A 12001-nucleotide genomic window follows, 5' to 3' on the forward strand; every position below is an offset into this window, starting at 1 on the left:
GAACGCATTGTGTTTGTAGATACCCATTGTCATTTAACGATGCTGGATTTAACGCCGTATAACGGTGATCTGGATCAGGCACTCGCACAGGCCCGTGAAGCGGGTGTATCCAGGTTCATGAGTATCTCGGTCGATCTGGATGATCATATCGCGCTGGCGAAAATTGCCGCGCGTCACCCGGATGTCGGTTATACCGTTGGGGTACATCCTTGCGAAGATGCTGCGACCATGGCGCGTGCCACGACCGAATATCTGGTCGAGCTGGCACAGCCTGAAAAAGTCTGGGCACTCGGTGAAACCGGTCTGGATTATTATCACAGTACAGATTTTGTCGAAGAACAAAAAGCCTGCTTTGCCCGTCATATCCATGCTTCGCAAATGACCAAGAAACCGGTGGTGGTACATACCCGTGCTGCCAAGCATGATACCGTGGATATTATCCGTGCGGAAAAATCCACGCATGGCATCTTGCATTGCTTTACTGAAGATTGGGAAACTGCCAAAGCGGTTTTAGACTGCGGTTATTATGTCTCATTTTCCGGGATTATCTCGTTTAAAAATGCCCAGGATCTGCGTGATGTGGCCAAACAGGTTCCGCTGGATCGTGTACTGATTGAAACCGATAGTCCTTATCTTGCGCCGATGCCATATCGTGGTAAATCTAACGAACCTAAATACGTTCCTTATGTAGCCAAAGCGCTTTGTGATGTATATGATAAGTCGCTAGAAGAAATGGCTTCTATCACAAAGCAGAACTTTGAAAATCTTCTAAATTTAAAGTAAATAAAGTTATATAAAGTACAAGAGAGTTTATAGGGTGAAGATGGATCGTCAGGCTCAGTTTCGAGCAAGAGAAACCTTGATTTTTCAAGTCGCAGAGCAGCTCCTGCTGGAAAATGGTGAAGCAGGAATGACGCTAGATGCGCTTGCTGCTGAACTTGATCTGGCCAAAGGGACACTCTATAAACATTTTCAGAGTAAAGATGAACTGTATATGTTGCTGATTATCCGTAATGAGCGCATGTTGCTGGAAATGATTCAGGATAGTGATAAAGCTTTTCCTGAACATCTGGCCTTCTTTATGTTGCACCATTTACATCATCCGGAACGTACGGTGCTGTTCCATCAGATTGAAGAACGTCTGTCGACGACTGGCGTGGGAATTCAGCATCTATTCAGTGAACTGTATCAGGTACGCAAACAGCGTTTACGCCTGATCATCCGCATGACAGAAAGTTATCTGGTTTCAATTCATAGCCGCATGTCGGTGCGTGACTATCTGGCGTCGATCTGGTCACTGACCCATGGCGCCGCTGCAATTCTCAATTCCAGTTTTTATCAGCGTTATCTGGGTTCACGCGATACCTTGCGCGTGGCCTATATCGATCAAGCACTGGCTTTGCCAAAGCAGGTGCATTCTGCCGAGCAGTTTGCCTAAGGTTAGAGCTTAGTATGATCAGATCATCTCACAGCGCAGTTCGTGGCTTTACCCTCATCGAATTGATGGTGGTGATTGTGATTATGGGAATCATGGCCTCACTGGTATTGCTGAATACCAGTGGTGTCGATCAGCGTAAGGCCATGCAGGCACGCGAGATTTTGTTATTAGACTTGCAGCGGGTCATGCGTGAGGCGAATGACCAGTCCAGAATACTGGCGCTTGATCTGCAACCCGCGACCGATGTCTCGCCATTTCGCTATGGGATTGTAGAATATCGTTCAGCAGCGCAGACTGAACAGAACCTGCAAAATGAAAAATGGCAGAGTTATACAGAATTTAAATTACGTAAGCTGCCGGATCATGTGTCTTTTCGGATTCAGGGGCTAGAACAACAGCGTTATGCCCGTGCGCAAAATCGTGATCTGACGCAGGTGAATTCTCCGCAATTGATCTGGCTGGGGAATGGTGAGGTCAAGCCGGTACGGATTCAGTTCTTTTTAGAAGATCGTGAAGTCGGCTCTGCGATTGAGGTGGATCATCTGGGTAAAATCAATGAAATCTAGATCTTTCAAGCAAAGTGTGTGCTCCAGGCTGATCAAACCATTTAAATCGAGTGTTGATCGATTGCATTGTGGGCACTTCGAGCAGAGCTCTTGGTCTTGCGCAGCGGTGAAACAGCATTTCACTCATCGCAGCTCAGGCTTTACCTTGCTGGAAGTTATGGTTGCACTGGCAATTTTCGCCACCGCAGCCATGACGCTGACCAAAGTCGCGATGCAATATACCCAGTCAACCTCGAATGCCATTCTGCGCACCAAAGCACAGTTTGTTGCCTTAAATGAAGTGGCTCAAATGGAAATCAATCAGCAATGGATGGATGGCACGGCCTCCAGACAGCTGACCCAGCAAGGCGAAACCTGGCAAATTGACAAGCGCAGTGAACCGACCATCAGTCCCAATGTGCAACGTATTGAACTACAGGTCAGTCTGGTCAATCAGGAGACTGGTCAAGGTGCATCCGGGATCAGCAGCTTAATGTTCTTTAATCATCGCATGAACAATACGCCATGAAGCCTAAAGGATTTACCCTGGTCGAATTATTGGTTGCGATTGCGATCTTTGCAGTGCTGTCTGCTTTGGGCTGGAAAGTTTTTGATTATATTGTCAAAACCAAAGATCAAAATGCAGTACATGAACAGCGTCTAGGTCAGCTACAGGAAACCTATCAGCAAATTTTACGGGATACGGTACAGGCAGTCCCTTTAACGGCCAATATCAATAGTGATATTCAACCGGCTCTGGTTTTGCAAAATGGCCGTTTTAATTTTAGTAAAACTGGCGTGACTGATCCTCTGGAGGAGGGTATTTCGCCAGATGAACGCATTGAATATCAGTATCGGGCCGATGAACAAAAACTGTATCGACTGAAATATCGCAACCTGAATCAGACCGGTCGTGATCAACCTGAATCCAGTATTTTATTATCGGACGTTGAGCAATTTCAGGTTGTGGTGCTGAATCCAAATGAACTCACACAGTGGCCTGATTCTTCTATGGATTTAAATCAGCGAGAGCAGAAACAGCGCTTGCCCAAAGGCATTAAAATCAATTTAACCGTGAATGGCGTCAGCTATGAGTGGCTGTTTAGTTTATTAAATACGGACTTTTTGCTTGATAATCAGAATACAGGTCAACCCGGCTAAGAATCATAAAAAATGAAAATGAATAAACAGAGGCTGAAGCAGCAGCAGGGCATTGCACTGATTACCATTCTGGTGATGGTGGCATTGGCGACTATTCTGGCAGCCACGATTGCCCAGCGTCAGGCTGCAACTGCTGAAAGTACCGCCTATCTGATGCGGCAAAACCAGTCGCTGATGTATGCCAAAAGTGCCGAAGCCTTTTTTTCTGAATTGCTAGTAGATGATGCTGAAAATGCCGCAGAGGTTGATCATCTACAGGAAACCTGGGCGCAGCCGATGCCGGCTTTTCCGGTCGATGCCGGCTATGTTTCCGGAATCATTCAGGATGAATCGGGCAAGTTTAATTTAAATAGCCTGATCACTGCTGAAGATAGCGTCAATGAAAATGCCAAAGCATGGTTCGAGCTGATTTTAAAACGTGCAGGTTTGCCAGCGCAGCTCAGTGAAGCCGTAATTGACTGGCAGGATGAAAACGAGCTGGTGAGTGGAGGTATGGGTGCCGAATCTAATTATTATCAAGGCTTACCGAATGCCGCTTTACCACCGAATGCAAAATTTCATAGCGTAGAGGAATTAAAGCTGGTACGTGGTTTTGAAGAAAATAAGTACAAACGGATAGCACCTTATCTGAGTGCTGCACCGATGCAGGAAAGTCCGGTTAATATTAATACAGCATCTGCTTTTCTGTTGGCCAGTATGGATGAAAAACTGGATGTGAATGCAATACAACAATTGCTGGATCAGCGACAGGCCAATTTGGAACACTTTTCTAATGTGTCTGAGTTATGGTCACTCGAACCGTTTGCGCAAGTCGATGCTGCCAAGCGTAATCTGTTTAATAGCTTGCTCGGAGTGCAATCCAATTATTTTAAAGCTCAGATCGAAGTGGTCTTGAGTGAACGCAAGCGCCAGTTCAGTAGTGATCTGGTTCGTCAGGACAAACAGGTATATGTGGCTTATCGCAGTATGGCACCCTTTTAGTCAGGGCTTATTCAGTTATACTGTTAGTCTAAATCTGAACAGCAGCTTGATCCCTTTTCCCTATCAGGCTGAACAGCAAAATTAATCCTCAAAGCTGTAGTTTTGCTTTATAATCAAAATCAATTCACCTATTTTTTGACGACATTACGGCATATGTTAATTCGTAAGTTATTTAAGTTTGAGAATGCTCATATTGTGCGTAACTGCACGTCAGATCGCTGTAAGCGTTCGATCCATGGCCATAGTTATAAAGTCGAGCTACTGTTAAAAGCCTCGAAATTAGATCATGGGCAAATGGTCTATGACTTTGGTCTGCTTAAAGGTGTGATTAAGGATTTCTTTGATTCTTTCGATCATGCGATCTGTTTCTGGCAAAATGACGACCCGGAATATATTCAGGCTTGCAAAACTTTCAGTGCGCGATGGGTGTCGTTACCGGTATCACCATCGGCAGAGCAGTTTTCACGTATCTTTTTCTTTCTGGCGCAACAAGTGCTGGCATCGACCGTGACTCAAAATGGCGAAGGTGATGTCGAAGTCTATTCTGTGATTATGCATGAAACCGATACCGGTTATGCACAAAGCTTTTTAGAAGATATTCAAAATGAACAGATGGGCATTCTGAGTCTGGATCAAATTGAGTTCTCTGAACAGGTGCAAGCTGAATGGACCGATCCGGACATGTTGAACAAGCTGAAACAGGGCACAGCATTTCATAACCCGACTGTAGATTTACAGGTACAGATTTAAAGTCTGCGTGACTTTAAATCCATTGACATAGATTTAGGATTGAAGAATGTCTTTAAATGAACAGCAACTGGCCAAACTGAATAAGGTTCAGTTGGATGAAAGCTGGAAATATGGATTGAGTGAGTTTTTACTCAGTCCGAAAATGGACGAATTAAAAGCTTTTCTGATTGAAGAAAAAAAAGCAGATAAAACAATTTATCCTCCCAATCATCTGATTTTTAATGCCTTGAATACCACGCCGCTCGATCGGGTTAAAGTGGTCATTTTAGGGCAAGATCCTTATCATGGCCCGAATCAGGCGCATGGATTAAGCTTTTCGGTGCAAAAAGGGGTTGCATTGCCGCCATCTTTGCGTAATATTTTTCACGAGTTACATGCGGATGTCGGGGTTGAACGACCAAAGCATGGTGACTTGACGCATTGGGCAGAGCAGGGTGTGCTTCTGTTAAATGCAGTACTGACTGTAGAGGCAGGTCAGCCGACTTCGCATCAAAAGCGCGGTTGGGAAGAATTCACCGATCACGTCATTGATGTTTTAAATGAGCAGCGTGAACATATTGTCTTTATTCTTTGGGGCGCATACGCACAGCGTAAAGGACAGCGCATCAATCAGGACAAGCATCTCGTGTTAAAGGCCGCACATCCATCGCCTTTGGCCGCAAACCGTGGTGGTTTTTTTGGTTGTAAAGTATTTTCAAAATCGAATAACTATCTCAAACAACATGGCATTGAGCCTATAGATTGGCAGCTGGACGCATGACATATTCTCCCCTTACTAAAACTTATCATCCGGATTTGATCGTTGAAGAAGCGCATAATGGCTGGCGTATCGTTCGTTTAAATCGTCCAAAGTCTTTGCATGCTCTGGATGAATCGATTGCTTCTGCACTTTTGGAAGTATTTCAGGATTTTCATACGGATGACAGCGTAAAAGCGATCTGGTTAGATTCAACCACACCGAAAGCATTCTGTGCCGGCGGCGATGTGCGTAAATTACGTCAACTGGTCATTAACGATGAAGTGGCGGCTGCCAATAAGTTTTTTGAACAGGAATATGCGCTGGATCTGTTATTGCATAATTATGCCAAACCGGTTTTGGTCTGGGGTGAAGGTTATGTGATGGGTGGGGGCCTTGGTCTGTTTATGGCGGCACCTTTCCGTTTAGTGACGCCGTATTCGCGTTTGGCGATGCCTGAAATCAATATCGGTTTATATCCCGATGTGGGTGCAACTCGCTTCCTGGCCGATCGGGGCGCGATTGGTTTATTTACCGGCTTGACCGGTTCAATCATGACCGCTGCAGGTGCTTATGGGATTGGCTGGGCAACACATATTTGTGATGCACAGCGTGATTCAGTTTTAGATAAAGTGATTAATATTGACTGGGATCATTATCCTGCCGGTGACTTCCGTGCCATTGATGACACTTTAAATAGTATGCATCGTCCGGTAGGGCCAGGACCACTGCAAAACTCTCTGGATGTGATTCATAGTGTTTGTCGTGGTGTCAACTTCGAGCATGATTATGAATCGATTATCGGTCTGAGTGATGCGCGCAGTGACTGGTTGCGTCAAGCCAGTGAAAATCTGCAAAAAGGTTCACCAACTACAGCTGCATTGACCTGGTTGCTCTGGCAATGGGGTAAGCAGGTACATTCCTGGAATGAAATTTTTGAACTGGAAACCCAGATTTCTGACTGGAAAATCCGTCATCATGATTTCGTTGAGGGGGTACGCGCGCGTCTGGTGGATAAAGACCTTTCTCCTGCATGGAAAAAGGGTGCAGATATGAGCTTAAAAGGTATTTTGTCTGCAAACCCTCCGGTGACCAATATTGAAAGCTGGAATGCCTTGTTAAAACAGTATGGTGTGATTTAAGTTTTACATGTCCGAAACACAATTGAGTCATGAATACTGGATGCAGCTTGCCTATGCGCAGGCTGCACTTGCTGCCGCACAGGGCGAAATTCCGGTGGGTGCGATTATTGTTAGTCAGAATCAGATCATTGGTCAGGGCTTTAATGCGCCGATTTCCTTAAATGATCCGACCGCGCATGCCGAGATTGTGGCGCTGCGTGATGCCTGTCAAAATATCCAGAATTATCGACTACCTGACGATGCAGTGCTGTATGTAACCCTTGAGCCGTGCACCATGTGTGTTGGTGCTTTGGTACATTCACGGGTTTCACGGGTAGTATTTGGCGCATTTGAAGCGAAAGCGGGTTCACTGGTCAGTGCACGTCAATTATTTGAAACTGGCTATTATAATCATGTATTTTCCTTTGAAGCAGGCTGCATGCAGCAGCAATGCTCCGAACAGCTTAGTGCATTTTTCAAGTTGCGTCGTGAGCAGAAGCGGCAACTCAGGTTACAAGAAAAATTATTAAATACGCAGAAATAAATCTACTTTATCGCTAAAATTCCTTAGTTTCGAATCTATAATTTCAGGAAAAATAATGCATAGCATTCAAGTAAAAAAAGAATTTCCGGCATCGATTGATAAAGTCTTTGATTTAATGTCTAAGCATGCCACCTATAATATTGCCTTTGCGCCGATGCAGGTTGAACGAATCAAGGATTCTGCAGATGCTGAACATCCGGATGGACTAGGTTCGGTGCGTGCTATGGGGGTGGGGTCGCTCAAGCCGCTGAAAGAACAGATTACATTGTTTGAGCCGAATGCTCGTATTGAATATCAGATTATTAAAAATCCATTGATCAAGCATCATCTGGGGATTATCGAATTTGAAGCGCTGGCCGATGATAAAACCCTGGTCACCTATACGATTGAATTACAGGCGCGTGCGCCTTTTGTGAGTAAATTAATTCTTGCACAGTTACAGGCAGCGATTAAACTAGGCCTGACGAAACTCGCAAAATCTGTTTAAACAACAACGGGAAAGCAATGACAGTTCAAATTATTACCATTGATGGTCCAAGTGGGTCTGGCAAAGGCACGTTGGCAGCAAAACTGGCTGCACATTATCAGTTTCACTTATTGGATTCTGGCGCGCTCTACCGGCTTTTGGGTTTGTCATTGCATCACCATGATTTACTGGATTTAATGGATATTAAGTTGCCAGAATGCGTACAAATCGCAACAAATCTGGATATCCAGTTTGTCAGTAGCGAAACCGGGGTGCAGGTGTACTTGGATGGCGAAGATGTTTCCCAGACCATTCGAACTGAACGCGTCGGAGAATTTGCTTCAAAAGTTGCTGCAATTCCTGAGCTTAGAATGGCAATGGTTTCACGTCAACATGCTTTTGCACAGGCACCTGGTCTGGTGGCAGATGGCCGCGATATGGCCACAAGTATCTTCCCGCAAGCTCAGGCTAAAATATATTTGACTGCATCGGCTGAATCGCGCGCGCAAAGACGTGTAAAGCAGTTGCAGGGTATGGGGCTGGATGTTAAAATAAACGATATTTTAGCTAATATCATCGCGCGTGATAAACGAGATATGGAACGCACTGTCGCTCCACTCAAGCCTGCCGACGATGCTTACATTATCGATAGTTCAAATTTGAACATTGATGAGGTATTCCAGTTGATGACCACTTATGTGGACCAGCAGTTAGCCAATTAACCTGATTTTATCAGCAAACGCATAGCTTGATCAGTTTTATATGGACTATGTAGATGCTTAATTAAACCGGCCTTGTCTGATCCAAGACCGCTGACTTTATCGGAAATATCATGACCGAATCTTTTGCAGCCCTCTTTGAAGCAAGTGAATTAAACCTCAACGTTGAAAAGGGTGCAGTTATCCAGGGCGTTGTAGTAAGCATTGACTCTGATTGGGTAACTGTTGACACTGGCCTTAAATCTGAAGGCGTTGTTGACCGTGCTGAGTTCTTAAATGAACAGCGCGAACTTGAAGTTCAAGTTGGCGACACTGTAGACGTAGTTGTTGAAGCGCTTGACAACGGTATGGGTCAAACTGTTCTTTCTCGCGAAAAAGCTAAACGCGCTGAGACTTGGACTAAACTTGAAAAAATCTTTGAAGACGGCGAAATCGTTACTGGTGTTATCTCTGGTAAAGTTAAAGGCGGTTTCACTGTTGACATCGGTCCAGTACGTGCGTTCCTTCCAGGTTCTTTAGTTGATACTCGTCCTATTCGTGATACGACTCACCTAGAAGGCAAAGAGTTAGAATTTAAAGTAATCAAACTTGACGCTAAACGTAACAACGTTGTTGTTTCACGTCGTGCTGTTATGGAAGCTGAATCTTCAGCTGACCGTGAAGCTCTTCTTGCTCAGCTTGAAGAAGGTCAAACTGTTACTGGTACAATCAAAAACCTTACTGACTACGGCGCATTCGTTGACCTTGGTGGTATTGACGGTCTTCTTCACATCACTGATATGGCTTGGAAGCGCATCAAGCATCCTTCAGAAGTTGTTGAAGTGGGTCAAGAAGTTACTGTTAAAGTACTTAAGTTCGACCGCGAGCGTAACCGTGTTTCTCTAGGTCTTAAACAACTTGGCGAAGATCCATGGTTAGCGATCATGAACCGTTACCCTAAAGGTTCAATCGTTAAAGCGCGCGTAACTAACCTTACTGACTACGGTTGTTTCGCTGAAATCGCTGAAGGCGTTGAAGGTTTAGTACACGTTTCAGAAATGGATCACACGAACAAAAACATCCACCCATCTAAAGTTGTTCAGATCGGTGATGAAGTTGATGTTATGGTTCTTGAAGTTGATGAAGAGCGTCGTCGTATTTCTCTTGGTATCAAACAAACTCGTGCTAACCCATGGGAAGAGTTTGCTAAAGACCACGACAAAGGCGAAAAAGTTTCTGGTACGATCAAATCTATCACTGACTTTGGTATCTTCATCGGTTTACCAGGCGGTATCGACGGTCTAGTTCACTTGTCTGATATTTCTTGGAACGAACAAGGCGAAGAAGCGATTCGTCGTTACAAGAAAGGCGACACTGTTGAAGCGGTTATCCTTTCTGTAGACGCTGAAGGTAACCGTATCAGCCTTGGCATCAAGCAAATGAACAACGATCCGTTCAATGACTTCCTTGCTGCTAACGAACGCGGTGCGTTGGTTAAAGGTACTGTAACTGCAGTTGATGCGAAAGGCGCGACTGTTAAGTTAGCTGATGAAGTTGAAGCGACTCTGAAAGCATCTGAAATCAACCGCGATCGCGTTGAAGATGCAACTAAGTTCCTTGAAGTTGGTCAAGAAGTAGAAGCGAAGATTATCAACGTTGATCGTAAATCTCGCGCAATCAACTTGTCTATCAAAGCGAAAGACGAAGCTGAAGAGAAAGAAGCAGTTGCTAACTTGAAAACAGCGCCAGCTGCTGGTCAAGACAATGGTCCTAAGACGATTGGTGACCTGATCAAAGCTCAAATGGGCAACTAAGTAGACGTTTGAATTGTATTGTTAATGTAAGTTAACTAATACTTTTTATACAAATACTGTAAACGGTAGCGTAGTATTTAATTATTGCGCTACCGTTTTGTATTTAAACAGGTTATTATCGGGAAATAGATCCCAAGTAGCTTGATAATTAAAGAGGTCGCAGATGACTACTGAAGCACTTAATAAGTCTGACTTAATAGAGCGCATTGCATTAAAAAATCCGCATTTGGCCGAGCCTTTAGTGGAAGAAGCGGTTAAAATTATGATTGATCAAATGATAGAAGCTTTATCATCTGACAATCGTATCGAGATTCGCGGATTTGGTAGTTTTGCATTGCATCATCGTGAGCCACGCGTGGGTCGTAACCCTAAAACTGGTAAATCTGTAGAAGTGGCTGCAAAAGCAGTTCCGCACTTTAAGCCAGGTAAGGCCCTTCGTGATGCTGTAAACGAATCTGCAAATAAATAATTGTAAATATTTACGGGGTGTTCATGCGTTACGTTCTGGTCGTTCTTTTATTGGTGCTGTTTGGCTATTCATTGGCTTTGGTTTTGCAAAATGGTACCGAATTGTCCGTGGACTTGTTATTTACTCAAGTTCCTGCAATGCGTCTAGGATTATTGCTGCTCCTTACCCTATCTCTAGGCGTCGTGTTAGGCCTGTTATTGGGCGTTCAAATCTTCCGGGTTTTCCAGACCAATTGGGAAATCAAGCGATTACGTAAAGACATTGAACATCTGCGTAAGGAACAGTTGAATACAGCCAAGTTAATGGCCGCTGAAGCAGCAGCCCATACCCGGCATGAAAAAACTGTATTAGATATTACCAATGAAAATCAAAGCCCATTATAATGGGCTTATTTTTTGCCTATTTGAAGGGATAATCTCTTGAGTATCATTGTTGCACTAGATGCCAAAAGCCAATTTGATGCCTTAGCCATTGCAGAACAGCTAGATCCTGCCTTGTGTCGACTAAAAGTGGGCAAAGAGTTATTTACCCATGAAGGTCCAATCATTGTCAGAGCACTTCAAGACAAAGGTTTTGATGTATTTCTGGATCTGAAATTTCATGATATTCCAAATACGACTGCACAGGCAGTCTGCGCGGCAGCTGATTTGGGTGTATGGATGGTGAATGTACATGCATCTGGTGGCCGAAAAATGATGGAAACCTGTGTAGAGCGTTTACAAGCAGGCAACTATAAAACTCAACTCATTGCTGTGACAGTGCTGACTTCAATGGGTCGTGAAGACCTCAAAGATATTGGTCTGGATATTGAGCCAAATGAGCATGTCAAGCGTCTGGCTCAACTGACCAAAAACAGTGGTCTGGACGGGGTGGTGTGTTCAGCTCAAGAAGCAAAAATGTTACGTGAAACATTAGGCCAAGACTTTGCTTTGGTAACACCCGGTATTCGTCCTGAAGGCTCAAATGCCGATGATCAGAAGCGTATTGTGACACCGAAACAGGCGATGCTGGATGGCTCGACTCATCTGGTGATTGGCCGTCCTATTACCCAGTCTAAGAATATGCGTCAGACTTTAAAAGATATTTTGGCAACGCTTTAATATGATTTGAATGACAAAAAGCCTTTCAGTCGAAAGGCTTTTTTTATATATTAGACCTCTTGCGAAAGTAAAAAATTGTTTATACTAGTCCCATGAAATATGAAAATTTAACTAGATTTAATGATGGGGAATTTAAACGACTTGTTGGCGTTCCTCGTCCATTATTCTTAAAAATGGT

The 12001-nt window shown here is 44.2% G+C and carries 16 protein-coding genes and 1 pseudogene; all 17 read left to right on the top strand.

Annotation, left to right across the window (positions count from 1 at the left end; translation table 11 throughout):
- Positions 1 to 9 precede the first annotated feature (9 nt).
- Entirely contained in the window at positions 10 to 783 is a 774-nt protein-coding gene (locus tag FTU82_RS02505; protein WP_074383252.1) for a TatD family hydrolase, read from the top strand.
- Positions 784 to 823: 40 nt separating this feature from the next.
- Positions 824 to 1438 (top strand): TetR/AcrR family transcriptional regulator, encoded by a 615-nt coding sequence (locus FTU82_RS02510; RefSeq protein ID WP_004645466.1) that lies wholly within the window; start codon positions 824 to 826, stop codon positions 1436 to 1438.
- 14 nt (positions 1439 to 1452) lie between these two features.
- A complete protein-coding gene (locus tag FTU82_RS02515; RefSeq protein WP_074383251.1) occupies positions 1453 to 2004 on the top strand; it encodes a type II secretion system protein in 552 nt (183 codons plus the stop codon).
- A gap of 106 nt (positions 2005 to 2110) precedes the next feature.
- Entirely contained in the window at positions 2111 to 2512 is a 402-nt protein-coding gene (gene gspI, locus FTU82_RS02520) for a type II secretion system minor pseudopilin GspI (RefSeq protein ID WP_370981693.1), read from the top strand.
- Complete coding sequence (gspJ, locus tag FTU82_RS02525) at positions 2509 to 3144, top strand: type II secretion system minor pseudopilin GspJ (protein WP_180001296.1); 636 nt, start codon at positions 2509 to 2511, stop codon at positions 3142 to 3144. Before gspI ends, gspJ begins: the two co-directional genes overlap by 4 nt.
- Positions 3145 to 3156: 12 nt before the next feature.
- A complete protein-coding gene (gene gspK, locus FTU82_RS02530) occupies positions 3157 to 4125 on the top strand; it encodes a type II secretion system minor pseudopilin GspK (RefSeq protein ID WP_180001297.1) in 969 nt (322 codons plus the stop codon).
- A 153-nt stretch (positions 4126 to 4278) separates the two neighbouring features.
- On the top strand, positions 4279 to 4875 hold the full coding sequence (locus FTU82_RS02535; RefSeq protein ID WP_005097321.1) for a 6-carboxytetrahydropterin synthase: 597 nt from the start codon (positions 4279 to 4281) through the stop codon (positions 4873 to 4875).
- Positions 4876 to 4921: 46 nt separating this feature from the next.
- Complete coding sequence (ung, locus tag FTU82_RS02540) at positions 4922 to 5635, top strand: uracil-DNA glycosylase (RefSeq protein WP_074383250.1); 714 nt, start codon at positions 4922 to 4924, stop codon at positions 5633 to 5635.
- Complete coding sequence (locus FTU82_RS02545; RefSeq protein WP_100355370.1) at positions 5632 to 6753, top strand: enoyl-CoA hydratase/isomerase family protein; 1122 nt, start codon at positions 5632 to 5634, stop codon at positions 6751 to 6753. Before ung ends, FTU82_RS02545 begins: the two co-directional genes overlap by 4 nt.
- A gap of 7 nt (positions 6754 to 6760) precedes the next feature.
- The gene (tadA, locus tag FTU82_RS02550; protein ID WP_100358124.1) at positions 6761 to 7276 is read left to right on the top strand and encodes a tRNA adenosine(34) deaminase TadA; all 516 of its coding nucleotides are present in this window, start codon (positions 6761 to 6763) and stop codon (positions 7274 to 7276) included.
- 55 nt (positions 7277 to 7331) lie between these two features.
- Positions 7332 to 7763, top strand: a complete 432-nt coding sequence (locus FTU82_RS02555) for an SRPBCC family protein (protein WP_100355369.1) — start codon at positions 7332 to 7334, stop codon at positions 7761 to 7763.
- Between the two features lie 17 nt (positions 7764 to 7780).
- A complete protein-coding gene (gene cmk / locus FTU82_RS02560; protein ID WP_005170422.1) occupies positions 7781 to 8464 on the top strand; it encodes a (d)CMP kinase in 684 nt (227 codons plus the stop codon).
- A gap of 110 nt (positions 8465 to 8574) precedes the next feature.
- Positions 8575 to 10254, top strand: a complete 1680-nt coding sequence (gene rpsA, locus FTU82_RS02565; RefSeq protein WP_005097313.1) for a 30S ribosomal protein S1 — start codon at positions 8575 to 8577, stop codon at positions 10252 to 10254.
- A gap of 163 nt (positions 10255 to 10417) precedes the next feature.
- Entirely contained in the window at positions 10418 to 10723 is a 306-nt protein-coding gene (locus FTU82_RS02570; protein WP_005097312.1) for an integration host factor subunit beta, read from the top strand.
- 23 nt (positions 10724 to 10746) lie between these two features.
- A complete protein-coding gene (locus tag FTU82_RS02575; protein WP_074383247.1) occupies positions 10747 to 11106 on the top strand; it encodes a lipopolysaccharide assembly protein LapA domain-containing protein in 360 nt (119 codons plus the stop codon).
- Between the two features lie 36 nt (positions 11107 to 11142).
- The gene (pyrF, locus tag FTU82_RS02580) at positions 11143 to 11823 is read left to right on the top strand and encodes an orotidine-5'-phosphate decarboxylase (RefSeq protein WP_005097309.1); all 681 of its coding nucleotides are present in this window, start codon (positions 11143 to 11145) and stop codon (positions 11821 to 11823) included.
- A 92-nt stretch (positions 11824 to 11915) separates the two neighbouring features.
- Positions 11916 to 12001 (top strand): annotated as a pseudogene (locus tag FTU82_RS02585) (IS5/IS1182 family transposase); the annotation flags it as partial.

Origin of the sequence: Acinetobacter sp. YH12151, assembly GCF_013418355.1 — a bacterium.
Classification (GTDB): Bacteria; Pseudomonadota; Gammaproteobacteria; order Pseudomonadales; family Moraxellaceae; genus Acinetobacter; species Acinetobacter pseudolwoffii.

What these genes read in the sequence shown, in the direction of transcription:
- FTU82_RS02510 (WP_004645466.1), top strand. Translation starts at nt 824, where the DNA reads ATGGATCGTCAGGCTCAGTTTCGAGCAAGAGAAACCTTGATTTTTCAA.
- FTU82_RS02515 (WP_074383251.1), top strand. Translation starts at nt 1,453, where the DNA reads ATGATCAGATCATCTCACAGCGCAGTTCGTGGCTTTACCCTCATCGAA.
- gspJ (WP_180001296.1), top strand. Translation starts at nt 2,509, where the DNA reads ATGAAGCCTAAAGGATTTACCCTGGTCGAATTATTGGTTGCGATTGCG.
- gspK (WP_180001297.1), top strand. Translation starts at nt 3,157, where the DNA reads ATGAAAATGAATAAACAGAGGCTGAAGCAGCAGCAGGGCATTGCACTG.
- FTU82_RS02535 (WP_005097321.1), top strand. Translation starts at nt 4,279, where the DNA reads ATGTTAATTCGTAAGTTATTTAAGTTTGAGAATGCTCATATTGTGCGT.
- ung (WP_074383250.1), top strand. Translation starts at nt 4,922, where the DNA reads ATGTCTTTAAATGAACAGCAACTGGCCAAACTGAATAAGGTTCAGTTG.
- FTU82_RS02545 (WP_100355370.1), top strand. Translation starts at nt 5,632, where the DNA reads ATGACATATTCTCCCCTTACTAAAACTTATCATCCGGATTTGATCGTT.
- tadA (WP_100358124.1), top strand. Translation starts at nt 6,761, where the DNA reads ATGTCCGAAACACAATTGAGTCATGAATACTGGATGCAGCTTGCCTAT.
- FTU82_RS02555 (WP_100355369.1), top strand. Translation starts at nt 7,332, where the DNA reads ATGCATAGCATTCAAGTAAAAAAAGAATTTCCGGCATCGATTGATAAA.
- cmk (WP_005170422.1), top strand. Translation starts at nt 7,781, where the DNA reads ATGACAGTTCAAATTATTACCATTGATGGTCCAAGTGGGTCTGGCAAA.
- rpsA (WP_005097313.1), top strand. Translation starts at nt 8,575, where the DNA reads ATGACCGAATCTTTTGCAGCCCTCTTTGAAGCAAGTGAATTAAACCTC.
- FTU82_RS02570 (WP_005097312.1), top strand. Translation starts at nt 10,418, where the DNA reads ATGACTACTGAAGCACTTAATAAGTCTGACTTAATAGAGCGCATTGCA.
- FTU82_RS02575 (WP_074383247.1), top strand. Translation starts at nt 10,747, where the DNA reads ATGCGTTACGTTCTGGTCGTTCTTTTATTGGTGCTGTTTGGCTATTCA.